Origin of the sequence: Leclercia sp. Marseille-Q4284 (assembly GCF_916618945.1) — a bacterium.
In the GTDB taxonomy this organism is placed as follows: domain Bacteria; phylum Pseudomonadota; class Gammaproteobacteria; order Enterobacterales; family Enterobacteriaceae; genus Enterobacter; species Enterobacter tamurae.
This window is the reverse complement of record NZ_CAKAKG010000002.1, coordinates 360,246-379,817: the sequence shown is the minus strand read 5'-3', so window position 1 is coordinate 379,817 and position 19,572 is coordinate 360,246. Positions and strand designations below refer to the sequence as shown.

20 protein-coding genes are annotated in these 19,572 nt (G+C 52.6%); 13 read left to right on the top strand and 7 right to left on the bottom strand.

The annotated features are described in order from the left end of the window. Nucleotides 1–264: 264 nt before the first annotated feature. Entirely contained in the window at nucleotides 265–1,365 is a 1,101-nt protein-coding gene (locus LG383_RS16540) for a hypothetical protein (RefSeq protein ID WP_225759712.1), read from the top strand. A 9-nt stretch (nucleotides 1,366–1,374) separates the two neighbouring features. Further along, the gene (locus LG383_RS16535; RefSeq protein ID WP_225759711.1) at nucleotides 1,375–2,025 is read left to right on the top strand and encodes a hypothetical protein; all 651 of its coding nucleotides are present in this window, start codon (nucleotides 1,375–1,377) and stop codon (nucleotides 2,023–2,025) included. Between the two features lie 435 nt (nucleotides 2,026–2,460). Here the strand turns inward: LG383_RS16535 and LG383_RS16530 are convergent, their stop codons facing one another. Then, entirely contained in the window at nucleotides 2,461–2,715 is a 255-nt protein-coding gene (locus LG383_RS16530) for a helix-turn-helix transcriptional regulator (RefSeq protein ID WP_225759710.1), read from the bottom strand. 200 nt (nucleotides 2,716–2,915) lie between these two features. Here LG383_RS16530 and LG383_RS16525 point away from each other — a divergent pair, with 200 nt between their 5' ends. The 3 genes from LG383_RS16525 to LG383_RS16515 all read left to right on the top strand — a co-directional run bounded on the left by LG383_RS16525 (nucleotide 2,916) and on the right by LG383_RS16515 (nucleotide 6,419). After that, nucleotides 2,916–3,224: a helix-turn-helix domain-containing protein gene (locus LG383_RS16525; protein WP_225759709.1), complete on the top strand. Its 309-nt coding sequence runs from the start codon at nucleotides 2,916–2,918 to the stop codon at nucleotides 3,222–3,224. Between the two features lie 204 nt (nucleotides 3,225–3,428). Continuing rightward, entirely contained in the window at nucleotides 3,429–4,457 is a 1,029-nt protein-coding gene (locus tag LG383_RS16520; protein ID WP_225759708.1) for a hypothetical protein, read from the top strand. 294 nt (nucleotides 4,458–4,751) lie between these two features. Further along, complete coding sequence (locus LG383_RS16515; protein WP_225759707.1) at nucleotides 4,752–6,419, top strand: hypothetical protein; 1,668 nt, start codon at nucleotides 4,752–4,754, stop codon at nucleotides 6,417–6,419. 111 nt (nucleotides 6,420–6,530) lie between these two features. On the opposite strand, the gene symE is transcribed toward LG383_RS16515, so the two are convergent. Then, nucleotides 6,531–6,863 (bottom strand): endoribonuclease SymE, encoded by a 333-nt coding sequence (symE, locus tag LG383_RS16510; RefSeq protein ID WP_106996103.1) that lies wholly within the window; start codon nucleotides 6,861–6,863, stop codon nucleotides 6,531–6,533. Between the two features lie 383 nt (nucleotides 6,864–7,246). Between symE and LG383_RS16505 the strand changes: the two genes are divergently transcribed. The 4 genes from LG383_RS16505 to LG383_RS16490 all read left to right on the top strand — a co-directional run bounded on the left by LG383_RS16505 (nucleotide 7,247) and on the right by LG383_RS16490 (nucleotide 9,355). After that, a complete protein-coding gene (locus LG383_RS16505) occupies nucleotides 7,247–7,705 on the top strand; it encodes an STM2901 family protein (RefSeq protein ID WP_225759706.1) in 459 nt (152 codons plus the stop codon). Beyond that, nucleotides 7,699–8,031, top strand: coding sequence for a DUF1493 family protein (locus tag LG383_RS16500; RefSeq protein ID WP_225759705.1), 333 nt, complete (start codon nucleotides 7,699–7,701; stop codon nucleotides 8,029–8,031). The genes LG383_RS16505 and LG383_RS16500 overlap by 7 nt, the downstream gene beginning before the upstream one ends. 21 nt (nucleotides 8,032–8,052) lie before the next feature. After that, nucleotides 8,053–8,538, top strand: a complete 486-nt coding sequence (locus LG383_RS16495; protein ID WP_225759704.1) for a type VI secretion system tube protein Hcp — start codon at nucleotides 8,053–8,055, stop codon at nucleotides 8,536–8,538. A 475-nt stretch (nucleotides 8,539–9,013) separates the two neighbouring features. Then, nucleotides 9,014–9,355 carry a helix-turn-helix domain-containing protein gene (locus LG383_RS16490; RefSeq protein WP_225759703.1) on the top strand — a complete coding sequence of 114 codons (342 nt, stop codon included), beginning with the start codon at nucleotides 9,014–9,016 and terminating at the stop codon, nucleotides 9,353–9,355. A gap of 86 nt (nucleotides 9,356–9,441) precedes the next feature. Here LG383_RS16490 and csiR read toward each other — a convergent pair whose 3' ends face one another. The 5 genes from csiR to glaH are packed head-to-tail and all read right to left on the bottom strand — an operon-like array spanning nucleotide 9,442 to nucleotide 15,198. After that, entirely contained in the window at nucleotides 9,442–10,125 is a 684-nt protein-coding gene (csiR, locus tag LG383_RS16485) for a DNA-binding transcriptional regulator CsiR (RefSeq protein WP_225759702.1), read from the bottom strand. 45 nt (nucleotides 10,126–10,170) lie between these two features. Continuing rightward, nucleotides 10,171–11,454 carry a 4-aminobutyrate--2-oxoglutarate transaminase gene (gene gabT / locus LG383_RS16480; RefSeq protein WP_225759701.1) on the bottom strand — a complete coding sequence of 428 codons (1,284 nt, stop codon included), beginning with the start codon at nucleotides 11,452–11,454 and terminating at the stop codon, nucleotides 10,171–10,173. A gap of 14 nt (nucleotides 11,455–11,468) precedes the next feature. Continuing rightward, nucleotides 11,469–12,917 (bottom strand): NADP-dependent succinate-semialdehyde dehydrogenase, encoded by a 1,449-nt coding sequence (gene gabD, locus LG383_RS16475; protein ID WP_225759700.1) that lies wholly within the window; start codon nucleotides 12,915–12,917, stop codon nucleotides 11,469–11,471. Nucleotides 12,918–12,940: 23 nt separating this feature from the next. Then, the gene (gene lhgO / locus LG383_RS16470) at nucleotides 12,941–14,209 is read right to left on the bottom strand and encodes an L-2-hydroxyglutarate oxidase (RefSeq protein ID WP_225759699.1); all 1,269 of its coding nucleotides are present in this window, start codon (nucleotides 14,207–14,209) and stop codon (nucleotides 12,941–12,943) included. Between the two features lie 11 nt (nucleotides 14,210–14,220). Then, on the bottom strand, nucleotides 14,221–15,198 hold the full coding sequence (gene glaH / locus LG383_RS16465) for a glutarate dioxygenase GlaH (protein ID WP_225759698.1): 978 nt from the start codon (nucleotides 15,196–15,198) through the stop codon (nucleotides 14,221–14,223). A gap of 350 nt (nucleotides 15,199–15,548) precedes the next feature. Between glaH and LG383_RS16460 the strand changes: the two genes are divergently transcribed. From LG383_RS16460 to LG383_RS16445, 4 genes are all read left to right on the top strand, one after another. Next, complete coding sequence (locus tag LG383_RS16460; protein WP_225759697.1) at nucleotides 15,549–17,030, top strand: APC family permease; 1,482 nt, start codon at nucleotides 15,549–15,551, stop codon at nucleotides 17,028–17,030. Between the two features lie 31 nt (nucleotides 17,031–17,061). After that, a complete protein-coding gene (patD, locus tag LG383_RS16455; RefSeq protein ID WP_225759696.1) occupies nucleotides 17,062–18,486 on the top strand; it encodes an aminobutyraldehyde dehydrogenase in 1,425 nt (474 codons plus the stop codon). 120 nt (nucleotides 18,487–18,606) lie between these two features. After that, nucleotides 18,607–18,891, top strand: a complete 285-nt coding sequence (locus LG383_RS16450) for a hypothetical protein (protein ID WP_106996114.1) — start codon at nucleotides 18,607–18,609, stop codon at nucleotides 18,889–18,891. An 11-nt stretch (nucleotides 18,892–18,902) separates the two neighbouring features. Continuing rightward, nucleotides 18,903–19,298, top strand: a complete 396-nt coding sequence (locus tag LG383_RS16445; protein ID WP_225759695.1) for a hypothetical protein — start codon at nucleotides 18,903–18,905, stop codon at nucleotides 19,296–19,298. Nucleotides 19,299–19,572: the final 274 nt, after the last annotated feature.

Genomic DNA, 19,572 nt, shown 5'->3' with positions numbered 1-19,572 from the left:
AACGGAGAATGCCGCTTTGAAGCGTATAGGCTAAGAAGGTAGACTGATCATTCATGGGATGCACTACAGAGCCAGTATGGCATTGAACGAGCTAGGTTTTAGTGAGGCTGCAATCACTCAAGTGGCATTGCCTATCTCACTCAATGTGAAGAACTGATGGAAGGGCTGGGGGAGCAATGCCTTTCGCAATTCTCATCCATGGCAACAAGTGGCCCACACCAAATTTGATGTTTTGTTCATTAAAACACACAGCAAGGGTTTGATATGTACATTCAAGATATTCCTAAGGACTCAAAGTTTTGGGTTGTTCGCTCTGGTGATGGCGGTATGTTTTACGACCACTTTGTTCATAATTCCATCGCAGCAATAGGTCACATTGATGCCATGGACTTCAACGATCAAATTTTCAGCGATAAAGATGAAGTAGTTAAACTAGTCCTTAATTACAAAAATACTTTGCTTGAGAAAAAAGAATCACTTGCATCTGCATCTAATAAAGCAGGTCAAGTTCTTCGTTTTATTAATGAAATGTCGATCGGTGATATAATTATCACCCTTGATGCAAAGAGAATCATTGTCGGTAAAATTACATCAGATCCTTATAAGGATGTTGATAGTGTAACACTAATGAATGTTGATGGTTCTACAGACGAAAAAATACTTAAATTTAGTCTTAGAAGAAAAGTTGAATGGGGTAAAGTACAGTTTCGGGAAAAGTTACCTTTGGCTATTAATAACAGCTTTAGAGCTAATCAAACAGTTTTTTCCGCGAATGAACATTGGAAGGAATTAAACCACTGGCTGTCTGTTGCATTTATTTCAGACGGTGAGGCTTATATTTCCTCTCGTATTGAACAAAAAGATGGGATTAACAATTTTGATATTGCTCAATACTCTATTATTATAAATAAAATTGAGGCTATTGCTGAAACGATTGTTAATAGTGGTAATCTTAATGATGATAAACAGCTCCTAACTATTTTTGAAGAAAAATATAAAGAGCTACGAAAATATAGATCATTTACAGTTACGACACAGCAGGTGTTTCTTTCTCCAGGGGATCTTTGGGCAAAAACTTCCGGAAGTCGTACCAAAAGTCTATTGGTAGTTTGCACGTTTTTAGTGATGTTTAACATACAGCCAACTTTTGCAGATAAAAATGATGAGATATTTTTTGAAAATAACTATGATTCTATTTCTTTGTTAATTAATAAAGTTAAAGATGATGAAAGTTTTGAGGAAGTGAAACACGGATTAGCATTAAAGGTTCCCGCGCAAAAACTAAACAAAAAAAATAAACCCGCAAATCCTCAGAAAAAAAGCTATGATGACGATGTAGAACCAGATGACTTTGAGGGTATTTAAGAGGTGATTATGGGGTTCATAAAAAAATGGTGGGATAACCATGATAAATCGAATAATTTTTTATCTGGTATCCATTACGTAGTCATTTCAGTTGCCATCATAATTGGTGGCGTGTGGGCTTTGTACACTTTTAACGCATTGCAAATGGCTAGCAATGCGGAACTCCAATTAAATAAAGCTAACGAAGAATTAAAGCAAATTAAAGAACAGATTAAGGGAACAGACTCTAGTAGTATTGCTATTAATGTTACTCCCTTAAAAACTCAGTTAGGGATGATTGTTAATGTAACTATAAAAAATAACGGTAAGCGGCCGTTGTCTTTTGACACATCTAAAGGTGCTGTAATTATATATAAGGTAAGCGCCAATGGTGATAAGGTTGAACAATCTGAGTCTTTCATGCCTAATCTTTATACGGTTTTAAGAGATAAAGAGGGTGATCCTGAATCAAAAAGTAAGTCATTATCTAAAACTCACGTATTGATCGGGGCAGAAAAAACTCTTAGCTATATCGTTGGGCTGAAAAAAACAGGAGTATACTACATTACGTTTAGATCAACCCCTGACGATAATTTTGATGGAGAAGATCTTAAAAACAACAAGCCTGTTGAATGGTTCGCTTCTACGTATGTTGAAATAACTTCTCCAAAAATAAAGTGAATAAGTAGCTTTAAAATTTAATTATTCCAGAGTGTAGCTTGAGAGCAAAGGTGCTCTCATTCCTTATATGACAATATAAATGTTTGATTAGCAGTGTGACATTTTTTTTGAGGTTTTAATTTTTTATTTTTAAAACTTATTATATTGTGATTTCGAATGGCAGATAATACTAATTATTTTAATGGTGCATGTAAGAAAGGCGTAATGTGTTAGATGCGACGTTCTTTCCAAAAAGAATCACCCCGCGCCAGTAGTTCTCCAGCGTAGGGTCAGCCTGGTAAAATTCCATCAATGAAATCCTGTTACGGTGGGTGAGGTAGCTAACTACCGAAACCTGTAACAGGATCACATAACAAATGAAGGGTGATGTAAACCGTGAATCTATCGAATTGATGAATTTGTGAGGTGGTTCAGTGGATGGTACGCGGGCAGGGGTTACGCCACTCTCTTCCTTATCAGTAACCGACGATCCACAAGCTCCCCATCCTTATAATATCGACTCGGCCAGATCTCCTCCGGCGAAACGCCAATCGCCTCAGCGATAATAAGTTCTACTTTAGGCCACGGCCTCTCAAGCGCGTTAGATAATGTTGAAGAACTCAATCCCGCCTCCCTGGAGAGCGCAGCAAGGGAAGTCCCTTTCTTTCTTAACGACGCGATGATGTCAGCTTTATGCCAGTCCATTTTCATGTGCTTTTCCTTTTGTCAGCTATCTATGAAGAAAAGACTACGTTATTCGTAGCGTAAGGTGAACACTGAAAACTACGTTTATCGTAACTCTGGAAAGAGGATCGAGTTTTTGTGAAATAAGCATGTATGCAGGAGAGAAAATCATAAAGCTACGTTTTGCGTAGTATCCGCTAAGTACAATAACTACGACTATCGTAGCTATGAACGAACTTACTACTCATAATCAAATCTTTAGTCGGCGTCTTAAAGAAATACGTCTGGCGAAAGGGTTATCTCAAAAACGTCTCGGTATCCTTGCGGGTATCGATGAGTTTGTCGCAAGCACGCGCATTAACCGGTATGAAAAGGGCGTCCATCAGGCAAACATCGAAGTTGTGCAGCAGCTTTCTGCTGTGCTTGAAGTTCCCCTGGCGTATTTCTATACCGAAGATGACGACCTGGCATCGCTACTTTTGGGCTGGATAAAAATGGATGCTGAAAAGAAAAAGCGCATTCTGGCGTTGATGTGATCCCGTTCATTTTAAACCGCAGCGAGCGGCCAACGGCATAACATAAAGGCGACCACCGACGCCTTACTCACTTATCTGATTTCTCAGCCTCTCGAAGCCTTCGCCGATATCACTCCAACACCTTTAATCAGGTGACCAAATTTACTCTGCCATTCCCATCACCTATATTTTAATGCTCTGCAAGCCGCTCACAGGAAAGGGAAAATGACGCAATGCTGGTGGAAAGATTTATTGGATCGCAATAATCGCTGGCAGGGGCTGGAGCTGACGGTCCGGGCTGAGCAGCATCCCGGTCATGCCATGGAGATGCTCAGCGGCCACCATGGGCGCATGGCATTGCAGTTTCAGGGCGAGACGCTGTTCTGGGCCACAGTATTGAAAGATCATTCCGGCGTCTGGCTGGTCTTTAACGCAGATCATCCCGGTCAGCAGGCGCTATTACCATCAGTGACCTCGGCAGATGTGGAGTCGATTAAAGCGCAGGGCGCGCAGGCATGGATAGGCGAATGGTGTCGCTACTTTGCCCGGCGGCTGATGGATTCGCCAGCGCCATTGCTGACTGCCGGCCGTTGGCTGTTAAGGCCTATGGCACCGGTAAGTCGCTCCACGCAACCCTCTGTACCCATCGCAGACTGGCGATTTGATTCCCCAGCCAGCGCCGGAAATATGGGCTGCGACTGGGTGCTCTATGGCGAGGACTTCCCTGATTTAGCGGATCCGCAAAAAGTCAGGTACGTAGACTGGTGGTGGGGCGGCAATTTGCTGTTGGGACGTTACCCGATAAACACCGATGCGGGGCGGCTGAAATGGTGGCGTAAAAAATGCCGCGAGGGCGCACTGCCCCCGGTGTTGGTCAGGCACATTGCCGGGCTGGCGTCTTTTGTAATCCTTGATGGTCATTATCGTCTGCAGGCGGCCATTGCAGAGGGGATCCCGCCGCAGTTTTTGGTGCTCAGTGAACTGCATGAGAGAGAGTTTCCCTCCGATCCGCAGCATCAGGAGCGTATTGTCCGTGCGCTGGCGCTACAGCAACGTAAAAACCCCGCATGCAGCGTTGAGGGGATAAATCAGACGCTGATTAATCTCTATGATACCCGCTATCTCTATGCTTCAACCTATAGTCGCGCCCTGCTTGGCGACGGAGAAAACTGGGCGCGGGAAATTGAGGCTTATTTGCATAAACATCAGCTTGGAGAATATCTAAGAAGGATCCTTGAGCGGGTGGAGGTTTAAATCGAAGATGCGCTGAGGCTAAGAGCGCTGGCTCCGGCTTCAGTCCATCAGCAACCTTTAAAAAAATGAGGTTATGCGTTTTTTAGGCCTTTCAGGCGTGGGATGACATTTAATAAAAATGAATTAATTATTGGCTTTACGCGAGGCGTTAATTCAGTTCGATTTCCACTCATTTTGTTTTATATATGCAAGATGCGTCATGCTTAATGCCCCCAACTCCGTTTATTAGTAGTTGCCTGACGTAGGCAAAGCCATATCATTCTGCCGAAACAAATCTCAATTTAGGGAATGAAGATGAAAGACGCGTGGCTGGATACGTGCTCTACCACCATCCAAAACTTCGTGGAACGCTCTACGAGGCTACAGCCAGATAATCTTGAACTGGACCTGGTCGAAAAAATCGATTTTGACTACCAGATTAACTTAAGTCTCGATTTTCGTATTAAGGCTACAGAATATACTCAGGTGGGGAGAGTCAGCCCCGGGAGCGGCACGCGGATTTTTACGGGTAATTTCCAGTACAACGAGGCTCTCCAGGCGGAAACCAGCGCGGTCTTGTCCCGGGCAGAAACACTGCGTGAAGCTCACGCGCTGGTCCTTTCCCAGCCTTACGGGGCTCTTGAAAAAGAGCAAGAAATCTACTCCCACCCAACGCGCCTCTGTTTAATTGAAAACTGCACTAGCTGCAATGGACGCGGACAGGTCAACTGCTCCTGGTGCTATGGTTCTGGTCGCGTGAGCTGCACCACCTGTGGAGGAAGTGGGCAGGTACTGGAACAGCGAAGCCATTTCGATCACTACACCAATCAGTATCGCACGGAGAGCCACTACCGGATGTGCTACACCTGCACTGGCGGTAAGGTGAACTGCGGCCACTGTAGCGGCTCGGGAAACCAGCGCTGTTCCCCCTGCGACGGAACAGGCGAAACAACCCGCATTACCCGGCTTGCCAGCGTGGCCGTGCCTCGTTACCAGTTGATCTACCATCGTGAAGATGTGCCGACGTTCATTAAAGATGGCCTCTACAAAGCGGGCATCCCGGAACTGGCAAGTTATGGCGCCGTTGAGCCGGCAGATTCCAGTATTGATGAGGATTTGCGTAACGTTAATTTTATCTACAACGCCAGCGTACCCTTTGCCCGATTTACGAGCCAGTTACGTCAGGCTCAGCTTGCTGAACAACCTGTTAACTGGGTCGTTTACGGTCGTCATCCGCAGATACTGGATGCGGGACATGTCGTTGAGTTGATGCTGAAAAACGATCTCAATGAGCTTGTCTATCGAAGCACAAAAGGGAAGTTGCTGAACCCGCTTGTTGCGGCGGTTAGCCGTAAAACGGTGGCCACCTTTATGGAATCGGAAGCCCATCAGGACATGCTGGATGCGAACCGTGCGGGTAAATCCGGGGAGATGCTCCGCGAAGCGATGAATCGTGGGGTCACTACGACCTATATTGATGAAGCCCTGACCAGCCTGAAAGCCATTACCCAGGCGGTCCAGAACTGGTCGGTGGTGAAGTGGGCAATCTTCAGCGCGGTCGTAATCTATCTGTTTATGCCTCTGTACACGGCCTATGGCGACATCTGGTTCAACGACATGACAGGACGGGTCTATCTTACCCCGCTCCTGCGCTGGGATAACCAGCATAATTTACTCACTTCCCTGGAAATAATGGCGCGTTACTGTGGCTTATTTATCGCCATCGTTGCCATTGCGATCGCTTTCCTGGGTTATTTATGGCGCAGGGGATGGGTCCGCTGGCGGATGGGTCAGCATCTGGCTAAGTGGGCGGTTAACAGGAAGATTTTACGTAGCGGCTGGTTCATGAGTTTTATTTTGACAAGCCTGCTCACAACGTCCCTGTTACTGTTTTTCCCGATCTGGGTAACAAATGAGGGCGAACTGTTTGGGCAGTATTCCATAATTGAATTCATTCGCTGGGGTGTTCAGTTTATAAAATAATATGACCCGGGCTTCCGGTATGTTTTCAGGGAGCCTCGCTTTTTACCCATCAGCCCGTTTTCTACAAACATGAAAGGCGCCCACCAGCGCCTTTCTCATTTCATCGTTGCCTTAAGCCTTTCGAAGCTTCCCGGAGATCACTCCAACAAAGTCCATTACCTGCTGTTGCTTCTGGTCCGACAGTTGGCTCACCTCACGCATCAGCGTCTCTATCTCTGGCTCTCCCTGGCGGGACGTCAGGATCATGCAGCCCTTCATCACCTTCACGTCCACCTTCGTTCCGGTGCTGAATCCGGCTTCATTGAGCCACAGGCCTTTCATGATAAACGCAGGGATGCGGGTGTAATCTCCATACCGCGTCGCATAACTCACGGTAAATACCCGGTCGTCAGCTTCAAATACTTCTGGTTGCAGCGATTCTGCAATACAATCGATATCAGTCATGGTTACTATTCTCGCTAAATAGTGATTGTGATGAGCGATACGGGCATGTTGGCGCATGCCCGTATTGCGTTAAATAACACCTGTAAATCTAACCAGTAAATAAAAATAAGTCCAGAGTAATATAAAACGTAATAAGCGCGATTAGACTGCTTTAAAATATTAATGCGACGAATGATATGGGGGGTTTAATAATGGTGTTATATGATTTTAGTAACGCATCAGCGTTGAAACATCTCCCGCTTTTAAAATAACTATCGCGAATGATTAATGCTGTTTTCATTTTATATATAGTCTGAATATTATAAAACCATGCACTTTCTCGCAGATTTAATAAACAATACGAGTTTATTATCCCTGCTCAGGATTTTTCAAAGGATTGAAGCATGGATACGACTGAAGAACTCAATGGAACTTATTTTTACGCAGGAATATCTAATCTCACGGCAAGCGGTCTTTTCTTTATGATCTATTGTGAATCTATTGCCGATCATTTTGGTATTGATGATGTGCTGGGTATCGCCGCGCTATACAGTGGCGCTAACAATCAGACGACCAGACAAAAACCCGGAAACGCTCTGGAGGGCACCTCGCGAGCCTCAAAAGCTATGAGGAATTATTTCAAGACAGCAAAATTTCCTTATGGAGTTAAGCTTCCAACGTGGATTGGTGGTTACACGCCATGGACGGTAAAACGCGTTATGGTTACACAAATTAGTACGTTTATAGGAAGAACGATTCCTCTGATAGGAATGGTAATATTAGTTTCGGATGTTTCAATAATCACTTATTGTGCTGTACGTGATTACAACCGCATCGCACGGGGAAATGACAAATTATGGTAGAGGATATTGAACAACGTATCTACGCCCTCGCCAGACGTCATAATGGCGTGTATCTCATCAATAACGAGAAAAAGCAAAAGCTACTCAACGCAGATACAGACATCGATACTGATATGTTGCTTGATGTCGACGAGGCCGAAGAACTCATGGAGGAGTTTTTTAGAGAATTCAGCGTTGATAGGGGAAGCTTTAATATAAAGGTCTACTATCCCGATGAGCCTTTTTCCTGGAATCTTTTCAAGAAATCTACACCTATTCCTGTGCCCGATTTCACTATTGGCATGTTAATCGAATCAGCAAAAGCCGGGAAATGGTTATACGACTAATCATAAGCAAGGAGCTAAAAAATGGCGGTACCTGTACACTTATTTTTGACTGATGACGGCGGCGCAATGATTCGCGGTTCTTCTGATGTTCAACATCGTGAAGGGAGCATTGAGCTGCGCGGATTGCATCACAGCTTAAATCTTCCTACCGATCCGATGACAGGTAAGGTGACTGGCACGAGACAGCATTCACCTTTTCAATTCACCAAAGAACTCGATAGCGCTTCACCCTATCTCTTCAAGGCCGCAGCAACGGGGCAGACACTCAAGGCTGCTGAGTTCAGGTTTTATCACATTGATTATGCAGGGCAGGAAGTCGAGTATTACCGAATCACCCTTGAAAATGTAAAGGTGATATCTGTAAGCCCAATAATGCACGACACGCGAGGCTGTCCGGGAACAGGTCATATGGAAGAAGTCGCTCTTAACTATGAGAAAATTACCCACCTGTACAAAGATGGCAACCTGTTAGCCCATGACGCATGGAACGAGCGTCCAACAGCATAAGGGAAAGTTGGCTATTCATTTGCCTCCGGCAAAGCCAGCGTTATTGCTGGCTTTGTCCATAAGAAGGGAGGCTCGAATGAGCCCCAAATTAATTAACACGCTAATCAGCGTGCCTTTAATGAGTGTGATTATTAGCGCTTATAACGCTATTACCCGTACAGCGAAGCCTGCTGAGATCCCACTCGAGTGGGCGTTATCCACATTAAGACGTTCGCGAAAGTAGCTCTTTATACTTTCCTGTTTTGGGCGCTGATCCTTTTTCTATCCTGGCAAACCCTGTTTCCTGATAATCAAAATTTACCGCTTTTATTGCAGTCGCGTTTTAGGTCTTTAACCTGTTTTTGACGTCAATTTGCTACTGGTTCATCACGAAAAAATTCACTAATAAAAGGCGCTTTTATCATGGCTGAGTCCGCTTACACGCGGCTTATGGACGGATGGGCAGCAGCTATCAAAGCCTGTTTTAAGGTGCAACATGAAGCGTACACAGAAGAATTTACTCTCTACTGATTTGAGCCGTCAGCTATCTGACCTGGGCTATGTGCTGGCGCAAAGCCGTATTGCACGAAAAATTCCGCAGTCTGATGTCGCGGTACGCGCCAATATCAGCCGTAACACAATCAGTCGTATCGAGAATGGCGACGCCGGTGTCGCTATCGGTCAGATTTTGCGTTACCTCGATGTGGTGCGTCCCGGGGCAACGCTTGCCGATGTCATGATGAAAGAAGATAACGCCGTACTGGCGGTGGAGAACTTACGCCGCCCTCGTCGGGCACGGCCATTGAGTGACAAGGAACTGGAAGAATATGATTTTTGAATATATCGCGGAGATTGGAGTGGCTTAATTGCACCTGAAAAAGCACCTTAACCCGATAACGCCTGTTTTAAGGTGCCTTTAACTTTTCAGGTCGCCAAACCCACCCCCATCGCCCCCCTAATTATCGGAATCGGCGTCAGCAAATGCTGATACATCAATTCCCCCGCCTCATCCGCATCCCGCGCCAGCACCGCGTCCATCAGCTTCTGATGCTCCACGTGCTTCTCCTCCAGCATCGCCACCGACAGCACAGTCTTCCGCAGCCACACATACCGATACCGCGCCGCCAGGTCGAACAGCCGCTCCCGCATCTGCATCAGATACTGCGACCCACACCCCACCACAATCGCGGTATGAAACGCCTGATGCCGCTGGTCCCACTCGTCCAGCATCGTCTCGCTGGCGTCGCGGGATTCCAGTTTGTTCAGCAGATGCATCCGGGCGAGGAGGTCGGCTTCCCACTCTTCGCCGCCGCGCTCGATGGCGAGGCGCACCAGCATCGCCTCCATATTGGCGCGGGCATCAAAGATATCGAGCAGCTCCTGTTCGGACATCGGGGCCACCCGGTAGCCTTTCTGGTTAATGACCGTGACCAGCCCCTCGGCAACCAGCTGCGACAGCGCTTCGCGCAGCGGACCGACGCCCAGTTCATACCGGGAGGTCAGCAGGCTCATCCGCAGCTTCTCATCCGGGTGATACACCCCGCGGATAATGTCGTTCTTCAGCCAGCGGTAGCCATCGATGGCCGTTGCCTGGGAAATGATGGTCATGGTCGTGCTCCTTGAATACGGCCCGGCCTGCACCGGGCGTAAAGATTAACCCTGCTTCGCCTCGTCAAAACACGCGGCGATAATTGCCAGCCCCTGCTGAAGCTGCGCCTCTTCCACGGTCAGCGGCACCAGGATGCGCAGCACGTTATGGTACGGGCCACACGAGAGCAGGATCAGCCCTTTGTCCCGCGCCAGGGCCACAATCTGCGCCGTCAGGGCGGCGTTCGGTTTATGGTGGTCGCCCTCCTCAAACAGCTCGATGGCGATCATCGCCCCCAGGCCGCGAACGTCGCCAATCTCCGGGTGTTTTTCGGCGATAGCCAGCAGACCTTCACGTAGGGTGTTGCCTAACTTGTTGGCTTTGCCCAGCAGATCGTCCTGCTCGAAGACTTTGATTACCGCCAGCGCGGCGGCGCAGGCGATCGGGCTCCCGGCGTAGGTGCCGCCCAGCCCACCCGGAGCGATGGCGTCCATCACTTCGGCGCGTCCGGTGACGCCCGCCAGCGGGAAGCCGCCGGCAATGGATTTGGCGAAGGTGGTGATATCCGCCGCCACGCCCATCTGCTCCATGGCGAAGAAGGTCCCGGTGCGGCCCGCGCCGCTCTGTACTTCATCGGCGATCAGCATGATGCCGTGCTCGTCGCACAGGTCGCGCAGGCGCTGCATAAAGGCCGGGGAGGTGGCGTAGAAGCCGCCTTCACCCTGCACGGGTTCGATCACGATGGCGGCGATATCTTCCGGCGCGGCATCGTTCTTGAAGATGCGATGGATGCTGGCGATGGCGTCGTCATCGCTGATGCCGTGCAGGGCGCACGGATAGAGCGCGCGATAGACGTGGCCCGGCATTAAGCCCATACCCGCTGAGTAAGGGTTCACTTTCCCGGTCAGCGACAGGGTGTAGTGGGTGCGGCCATGATAGGCCCCGGTAAAGGCGATGGTGCCGTTGCGCTTAGTCGCCGCGCGGGCAATCTTCACCGCGTTCTCGACCGCTTCGGAGCCGGTGGTCACCAGCAGGGTTTTTTTCGGGAAGTCCCCCGGCACTTTCTGGTTCAGGGTTTCACAAAGCTCCAGATAAGGTTCATAGGCCAGCACCTGGAAGCAGGTGTGCGACAGCTTTTTCAGCTGCTCTTCCACGGCGCTGACCACCTCCGGGTGCAGATGCCCGGTGTTGAGCACCGCAATCCCTCCGGCAAAATCAAGATACTCACGGCCTTCGACGTCCCACACCCGGCAGTTCTCGGCCCGGGCGGCAAAGATAGGGTGGATCTGACCCACGCCGCGGGGCACGGCATTGCTACGACGCTGCATTAACTCTTTGTTGGTGCTCATTGGATGCTCCTGAATTAAAGGCCGATGCACATATATTTGATTTCTAAGTAATCTTCGATGCCGTATTTGGAACCTTCCCGACCCAGGCCGGAGGCTTTGATCCCGCCGAACGGAGCCACTTCGTTGGAGATAATCCCGGTGTTGATCCCGACGATGCCGTACTCCAGCGCCTCGCCGACGCGGAACACGCGGCTCAGATCGCGGGCATAGAAATAGGCGGCGAGGCCGAACTCGGTGTCGTTAGCCATATGGATAACATCTGCTTCATCTTTAAAGCGGAACAGCGGCGCCAGCGGGCCGAAGGTCTCCTCTTTGGCCACTTTGGCATCACCGGGTACATCTACCAGAATAGTCGGTTGGAAGAAGTTGCCGCCGAGTTTATGCAGCGATCCACCGGTAATAATCCGCGCGCCTTTCTCCAGCGCGTCGGCAATGTGTTCTTCGACCTTATCCACCGCCTTGCTGTCGATCAGCGGCCCGATAGTCACGCCCTGAGTCAGGCCGTCGCCAATCTGCATCTTAGCCACCGCCTGCTGGAGTTTTTCGGCAAAGCGGTCGTAGACTCCGTCCTGCACGTACAGGCGGTTGGCGCAGACGCAGGTCTGCCCGGCGTTGCGGAACTTCGAGGCCAGCGCCCCTTCCACGGCCTTATCGAGATCGGCATCGTCAAAGACAATAAAGGGTGCGTTGCCCCCCAGCTCCAGGGAGACCTTTTTGATGTCCTTCGCGCACTGGGCCATCAGCTGGCGGCCAATCTCGGTCGAGCCGGTAAAGGAGAGCTTGCGCACCAGCGGGTTGCCGGTCAGCTCATTGCCGATGTCGGACGCCGAACCGGTCACCACGTTAAACACGCCTGCCGGGATCCCGGCGCGGTGCGCCAGTTCCGCCAGCGCCAGCGCGGAGAACGGCGTCTGGCTGGCGGGTTTGAGGACCATGGTGCAGCCGGCTGCCAGGGCCGGGCCGGCCTTGCGGGTGATCATCGCCGCCGGGAAGTTCCACGGGGTGATGGCCGCCGTCACGCCAATCGGCTGCTTAATCACGATTAAACGCTTGTCCGCCTGATGGCCTGGAATGGTGTCGCCGTAGACGCGTTTTCCCTCTTCGGCGAACCACTCAATAAAGGAGGCGGCATAGCTGATCTCACCTTTGGCTTCCGCCAGCGGTTTGCCCTGCTCGAGGGTCATCAGCTGAGCCAGATCGTCCTGGTTGGCCATCATCAAATCGAACCAGCGGCGCAGAATGTTGGCGCGCTCTTTGGCAGTGAGCGCTCGCCAGGCGGGCAGGGCGCGGTTCGCAGCCTCAATCGCCTCCCGGGTCTCGTCGGCGCCCATTTTCGGCACGCTGCCCAGGGTTTGGCCGTTCGCCGGGTTGGTCACAGCGAGCGTCTCACCACGGTGGCCGTCGCGCCACTCTCCTTCTATATAAGCCTGCTGGCGGAATAAGCTGGGATCGTTGAGTTGCATGATGGCTTCCTGTCTCAGAATGATTAACGGGTAAACGCGGCATGTAAGGTCTCCACACTACCGGCTGCCCGCAGCGCACGCCCGGGGTTGTGCTGGCTGGCCAGTAAGGTCTGCACTTTGCTGACGATATGGGCACCAATCGGGATCGCCGACGTCGCTGCCGGAGAGGGGGCATTACAGGTATGGATGGTTCGCGGCGTGGTGACAAATAAAAAGTCGTCGATCAGCTTACCTTCTGGCGAAACTGCCTGCGCCCTCACACCCGCAGGCCAGGGGTGCAGATCTTTTACCGTCAGGCTCGGGCAGTACTTCTGCACCAGCTTCAGATAGCCGCTTTTGCACAGGGAGTTTTTCATCTCACCCAGGCCCGAGCGCAGGTTGTTCTGCAATACGCGGCGGATGCCCGTTGAGCCAATAATTTCCAGCATATCGGACAGGGAGAAATCGCCCTTGCGGTAACCCTCGCGCTTAAAGGCCAGCACCGCGTTCGGCCCCACCGTCACACTGCCGTCGATCATCCGGGTGAGATGCACCCCGAGAAAGGGCATCGCCGGGTCGGGGATGGGGTAGATAAGGTGGTTGACGATCTGATTGTGCTCCGGCGCGAGGCGGAAATACTCCCCGCGGAACGGGCAGATAATAAACCCGGGGTCGATACCGAGCATCTTCACTAGCCGGTCGGCCATCAGCCCGGAGCAGCTGATTAAGGTGGAGGCTTCAAACTCGCGTCCGTCATGGGTGTGGATCACCACCCCGTCGGCGTGCTCTTTCAGGCCGCAGACCTCGGCGCGATAAAACACCTCTCCGCCCTTCGCCTGAAAGCGTTTCGCCATCGCCGCCGCGACTTCGCGATAGCTGACGATCCCGCTGGAGGGGACAAAAATCCCGCCCAGCCCGGTGATGTTCGGCTCACGCTCGCGCAGTTCGGCGGCGCTGAGCCACTCGCGCTCGATGCCGTTGGCGGCAGTGCGATCCCACAGGGCCCGCATCCGTTCCATTTCGAGTCCGGAGGTGGCCACCAGCATCTTGCCGCAGGTGTCGTAGCGAATATTATTTTGATCGCAGAAGGCTTTGGTCGCCCAGTTCCCCGCCAGGCAGAACTGCGCCTTCAGGCTGCCGGGGGTGTAATAGACCCCGGCATGGATCACCCCGCTGTTGTGCCCGGTCTGGTGGCTGGCGGGGCCTGCCTCCTTTTCAAGCAGCGCAATGCGGGCGTCCGGGTAGAGTTCAATCAGCTGCATGGCGGTGGACATGCCGATAATGCCGCCGCCGATAATCACGAAGTCATACATCCGCGCCATCCCTACTGATGAGTCTGATAGTGAGTAGTGGCGTAGCTGATATAGCCCCGCTGGCGCATCAGCTCCCGGCGCAGATCCGGGTGCGGGGTAAAGCGATCCCGGCCGTGCAGCCAGAACATATTGTTGATCAGCAGGAATTTACCCACCGGAACAGGAACGGAAACGATGCTTTTGCTGCTCTCGAGCGCGTCAGAAAGTTCGCTCAACCAGACGCCCTCCTCAAAATCTTTCGGCTGGACGAACTGGTCGATATAGCGCATCACCGGGCGGCCCTGCTGGTCGACGTCAAACACCGAGTGGAAGACATCCGCGGCCACGTTTTTACTCGGGGGTGCCGTCCAGCGCAGAGGGCGACGGGCCAGCGGATGGCTGAAGAATTTATCCAGCGATTCCCAGTCGTCGAGATGCAGCAGCAGGGAGTTGCCGCCCTGCATGTTCTGCTCGTCGATCTTCATCATCAGCACGTAGTCGGTGACTTCGTCGACGAAGGTGCCGTCGTTGTGCAGCTCCAGCACGCGGTGGGGCTGGCGCAGATAGCTGTCGGAGTTATCAACGTTTTTCACCGTAAAGCGGGCGTAGTACTGGCCGCTCATGGCGTCGTAATTTGAGCGGCCAATCAGGTGCGCGACCGCGGTGGCAATCTTCACCATCTCGTCGGCCTGGGCGACGTTATCTATCCCCTCGGCGTCGATCAGCAGCGCCCCCTGGTCCCGGCTGAGCAGGGTGTTCAGCAGCAGGGGCTGGAGCTGATTGCCGCACAGGTCATCGAGGATCTTCGCCACCCGAAAGCGCAGGAACGATTTGTACTCCAGGGCCTGAATGGGCCACTGCTCCACCTCCCGCAGGAACTGCTGCGTGACCTCCGCTGAGAACGTCAGCTCCAGCAAACGCGGAGACTGCACGGATGTCGCGATGCTGAAACCGGTGATGGTCCGGGACAACGCCTCGTCGGGCTGTTTAACGGCGGTAAGTGCATTCATCAGAATCAATCCTCTCAGAAAGTTTCAGGAGCAGGGCAGTGCATTTCGTAGCCATAAATTAAAAATATCTACATTTTTAAGAAATGGGCCTGTTCCGCAGTGAATGTTTGAATTTTGTGATGAAGGCGTGAAAAACGGCGAAATGGCGGGGAAAATGCATGTACAGGTAGAGATGTGAAAAACCTCGCGTGATGCGCCTCACGGAAAATCAGGGTTATCATTAACAAAAACGTGACATATCCATACAAATCTTAACAAATCGCCCGAGCGACGCTGTACGGCCTTGAGGCGCTCTTCTATACCTTGATTCGTGTTACCTGCGACTCAACCACATCACAGAGAATAAACGTATGGAACAGACTTCTGGCAATAAAAGTGAAGCAATTCATAGCGATACTACACAGCATTTCAACCGCTCCATCGGCCTTATCTCTAACTTTTCGCTCGGGTTCACCTACCTCTCACCGCTGACGGCGGTCTACTCCCTGTTCGCGCTGGCGGTGACGCTGGCGGGGCCACCGGCGATCTGGTGGATCCCGATAGTGGCCTGCGGGCAGCTGCTGGTGGCGCTGGTGTTTGGCGAAGTGGCGTCGCAGTACCCGATCACTGGCGGTCTCTACCCCTGGGCGCGCCGCCTGTGGGGCCGTAAATATGCGTGGATCGCCGCCTGGATCTACCTCTGGGCGCTGGTGGTGACCATTACCTCGGTGGCGGAATATACCGCTACCTTCGTCGGGTCGCTGTTCGGCTTTGAAATTTCGGCTGGCAATATGCTGATCACCTCGGTGGTGCTGCTCCTGCTGATGATGGCGGTGAACATGTCGGGCACCAAAAACCTCGCCCGGGTCGCCCGGATTGGCTTCTGGTGTGAGATCGTCAGCGTGATTGCGCTGGGGATTTATCTCCTGCTGTTCCACCGCGCGCAGCCCTTCTCGGTGGTCTTCGACTCGATGGGGGTGATCGCCAAAGACGGCAGCTACCAGCCCGCGTTTATGGCGGCGGCGCTGATCGGCCTGTTTATGTTCTTCGGCTTTGAAGCCTGCGGCAACGTGGCGGAAGAGGTGAAAAACCCGAGCAAAAAGATCCCGATCGCGATGATCCTCAGCATCGTGTTTGGCGCCCTCTCGGCGATGGTCTCGATCCTCGGCTACCTGCTGGCCTCCCCGAACCTGATGAATATCGTCAACGGTCAGATCGCCGATCCCATCCTGGCAATCCTCAACGAAGCCCTCGGCGAGACCGGTGCCACGGTGTTTATCATCATCGCGGTGATCGCCATGCTGTCGTGCATCCTCTCCCTGCAGGCCGCGTTAAGCCGCCTGATCTTCTCCTTCTCCCGCGACCAGATGCTGCCGGGTAGCGCCTGGATGTCGAAGCTGTCGAAAAACAGCGTCCCGGACAACGCGATGATCGTCAGCTGCCTGTTGCCGGTGCTGATCTGCGTGTGGGTTTACTTCCAGCCGGACAACCTGGCGCGCATCACCGCCTTTGCGGTTATCGGCATCTACATCTCCTTCCAGATGGTGGTGCTGGCGGCGCTGCGCCAGCGGCTGAAAGGCTGGAGACCGGCCGGGGAGTGGAGCGTCGGCGGCTGGGGGATGCTGGTCAATATCCTGGCGCTGGCCTACGGCCTGTGCGGCATCTGGCTGCTGGCGCAACCGGCCGAGAGCGCGAGCTTTATCGACCGCTGGACGGTGCTGGTGGGCCTGGCGGTGGTGGTGATCTCCGGCCTGATTTACATGGCGCTGGCCCGTCCGTTCGGGCGCTCGAACGCGCCGGAAAATGACGCGATTGAGCATGCAAAACGCCTCAACGCAGGACAACCTCTGTAATTCCCGGAACATAAAAACAATGGAGTCGGCTATGCAAGACAACTTATTGATTAATGGCGAACTGATTGCGGGTTCAGGTGAGAAGCAGCCCGTCTATAACCCGGCCACCGGCGAGGTGCTGCTGGAGATTGCCGAAGCCAGCCCGGAGCAGGTGGATGCCGCGGTGCAGGCCGCCGATCGTGCCTTCCGCCAGTGGGGCCAGACCACGCCGAAAGCGCGTGCCGAATGCCTGCTGAAACTGGCGGATGTTATCGAGCAGAACGCCGAAACCTTCGCCAGACTGGAGTCGCTGAACTGCGGCAAACCGCTGCACTGCGTGCTGAACGACGAGATCCCGGCCATTGTCGATGTGTTCCGCTTCTTCGCAGGTGCCACCCGCTGCCTGAACGGCCTCGCCGCCGGGGAGTACATGGAAGGGCACACCTCGATGATCCGCCGCGATCCGGTGGGCGTGGTGGCCTCTATCGCCCCCTGGAACTACCCGCTGATGATGGCGGCGTGGAAGCTGGGCCCGGCGCTGGCGGCAGGGAACTGCGTGGTGCTCAAGCCGTCGGAGATCACCCCGCTGACCGCCCTGAAGCTGGCCGAACTGGCCAAAGATATCTTCCCGGCAGGGGTGATTAACGTCCTGTTTGGTCGGGGTAAAACCGTGGGCGACCCGCTGACCGGCCACGACAAAGTGCGGATGGTCTCCCTGACCGGCTCTATCGCCACCGGGGAGCACATCATTTCCCACACCGCGCCGTCGATTAAGCGCACGCATATGGAGCTGGGCGGCAAAGCGCCGGTGATCGTCTTTAACGACGCCGACATCGACGCGGTGGTCGAGGGCGTGCGCACCTTTGGCTTCTACAACGCCGGGCAGGACTGCACCGCGGCCTGTCGCATCTATGCCCAGAAAGAGGTCTACAACGCGCTGGTGGAAAAACTGGGCGTCGCCGTCGCCAGCCTGAAAATGGGCGCCCCGGAGGATGAGACCACCGAGCTGGGACCGGTCAGCTCCGCCGCCCATCTGACCCGCGTCAGCGAGGCGGTAGAACGCGCCAAAGCCCTGCCGCACATCCACGTGGTCACCGGCGGCAACGTGGCGGGTGGCAAGGGGTATTACTTCCAGCCAACCCTGCTGGCCGGGGCGAAGCAGGAGGACGAGATTATCCAGCGCGAGGTCTTCGGCCCGGTGGTGAGCGTCAGCGTGTTCGATGACGAAGAGCAGGTGCTGGAGTGGGCCAACGACTCACAGTACGGCCTGGCCTCATCGGTCTGGACTCAGGACGTGGGTCGCGCGCACCGTATGAGCGCCCGCCTGCAGTACGGCTGCACCTGGGTGAACACCCACTTTATGCTGGTAAGCGAGATGCCACACGGTGGGCAGAAGCTGTCCGGCTACGGCAAGGATATGTCGATGTACGGGCTGGAGGATTACACCGTGGTACGGCATGTGATGGTGAAACACTAATATTATCCGGCGGCAATATCGGCTGATATTGCCGCCGGAACGGATATATACATTCTATATGGATCATTTTTTCGCCTCTCTATATACTTTGCATATAGCTGTAAAGAAGAGAGGATAATCATGCCCACCCCAACCCGTACCGCGCCGAAAAAATTCCTGTTTCAGCTCCGTTCCGTTGATAACGAATTTGGCGTCAGCGAGGACACCTTTGCTCGTCTGATGGCAGAGCTCTCCCTGAACCAGACCGAGCTAGTCCATAAGGCGTTACGCAACCTTGCCAAAGAGGTGCTGCCCGCCTACCAACAGGATGATGGCCCGCTAACCGACGCACAACACGCTGCCGTCAAAAAACTGTCAGGCCTCGATATTGCCGAGGACGATCTGGACTCTCCGTTATTTAAATAAGCAGGATGCTTATGACTAATAATTACAACCCGTTACCGGCAATCGGTGACATTATCTGGTGTAAGTTTCCTCAACATGAGGATCTGGGTCATCCGGGGCCAAAAGCGCGCCCCGGCCTGATTTTAAATGTCTTCCCGGATCTTCATGCTGTCCTGATTGTCTACGGCACATCCCGAACGGAACCTGTTTATAAAGGCGAGTTTGTGATCGATACCCAGCTTGAAACGGCAGGGTTAAGTTGGCCGACGAAGTTTGATCTTAATCGGCTGCAAAAGCTGCCTTTTAATACGGAGTGGTTTGCAGTAGCGCCGGGCGTGGAGATCGCTACGCCGTTGCCCAAAATGGGCGTGATCCCGCCAGTGTTTATTCCGGTTATGCGTGCCGCCTGGGCTAAAAGAGGGCAGTAGGCATTGCCCGGCGGCGCTTCGCTTGCACGGGCCTACGAGTTTTGTAGGCCGGGATCGCTACGCGTCACCCGGCGTAAATGCTGGTGAGCGATAGAGAATAATTCCACTGATTCTTAATACCGAAATAATTAAGCAACCTATGCAATGATAAAATCTGCTGAATAAAGCGTAATAACGTGTTTATAAGATTGTTCGGGTTAAATTCCGAATAATTAAGCCTGGAATAGACAACAATAAAATAGAGTACGTACCATCAGAGCTTTACGTCTGTAAG

What these genes read in the sequence shown, in the direction of transcription:
- LG383_RS16540 (WP_225759712.1), top strand. Translation starts at nt 265, where the DNA reads ATGTACATTCAAGATATTCCTAAGGACTCAAAGTTTTGGGTTGTTCGC.
- LG383_RS16535 (WP_225759711.1), top strand. Translation starts at nt 1,375, where the DNA reads ATGGGGTTCATAAAAAAATGGTGGGATAACCATGATAAATCGAATAAT.
- LG383_RS16530 (WP_225759710.1), bottom strand. Translation starts at nt 2,715, where the DNA reads ATGAAAATGGACTGGCATAAAGCTGACATCATCGCGTCGTTAAGAAAG.
- LG383_RS16525 (WP_225759709.1), top strand. Translation starts at nt 2,916, where the DNA reads ATGAACGAACTTACTACTCATAATCAAATCTTTAGTCGGCGTCTTAAA.
- LG383_RS16520 (WP_225759708.1), top strand. Translation starts at nt 3,429, where the DNA reads ATGACGCAATGCTGGTGGAAAGATTTATTGGATCGCAATAATCGCTGG.
- LG383_RS16515 (WP_225759707.1), top strand. Translation starts at nt 4,752, where the DNA reads ATGAAAGACGCGTGGCTGGATACGTGCTCTACCACCATCCAAAACTTC.
- symE (WP_106996103.1), bottom strand. Translation starts at nt 6,863, where the DNA reads ATGACTGATATCGATTGTATTGCAGAATCGCTGCAACCAGAAGTATTT.
- LG383_RS16505 (WP_225759706.1), top strand. Translation starts at nt 7,247, where the DNA reads ATGGATACGACTGAAGAACTCAATGGAACTTATTTTTACGCAGGAATA.
- LG383_RS16500 (WP_225759705.1), top strand. Translation starts at nt 7,699, where the DNA reads ATGGTAGAGGATATTGAACAACGTATCTACGCCCTCGCCAGACGTCAT.
- LG383_RS16495 (WP_225759704.1), top strand. Translation starts at nt 8,053, where the DNA reads ATGGCGGTACCTGTACACTTATTTTTGACTGATGACGGCGGCGCAATG.
- LG383_RS16490 (WP_225759703.1), top strand. Translation starts at nt 9,014, where the DNA reads ATGAAGCGTACACAGAAGAATTTACTCTCTACTGATTTGAGCCGTCAG.
- csiR (WP_225759702.1), bottom strand. Translation starts at nt 10,125, where the DNA reads ATGACCATCATTTCCCAGGCAACGGCCATCGATGGCTACCGCTGGCTG.
- gabT (WP_225759701.1), bottom strand. Translation starts at nt 11,454, where the DNA reads ATGAGCACCAACAAAGAGTTAATGCAGCGTCGTAGCAATGCCGTGCCC.
- gabD (WP_225759700.1), bottom strand. Translation starts at nt 12,917, where the DNA reads ATGCAACTCAACGATCCCAGCTTATTCCGCCAGCAGGCTTATATAGAA.
- lhgO (WP_225759699.1), bottom strand. Translation starts at nt 14,209, where the DNA reads ATGTATGACTTCGTGATTATCGGCGGCGGCATTATCGGCATGTCCACC.
- glaH (WP_225759698.1), bottom strand. Translation starts at nt 15,198, where the DNA reads ATGAATGCACTTACCGCCGTTAAACAGCCCGACGAGGCGTTGTCCCGG.
- LG383_RS16460 (WP_225759697.1), top strand. Translation starts at nt 15,549, where the DNA reads ATGGAACAGACTTCTGGCAATAAAAGTGAAGCAATTCATAGCGATACT.
- patD (WP_225759696.1), top strand. Translation starts at nt 17,062, where the DNA reads ATGCAAGACAACTTATTGATTAATGGCGAACTGATTGCGGGTTCAGGT.
- LG383_RS16450 (WP_106996114.1), top strand. Translation starts at nt 18,607, where the DNA reads ATGCCCACCCCAACCCGTACCGCGCCGAAAAAATTCCTGTTTCAGCTC.
- LG383_RS16445 (WP_225759695.1), top strand. Translation starts at nt 18,903, where the DNA reads ATGACTAATAATTACAACCCGTTACCGGCAATCGGTGACATTATCTGG.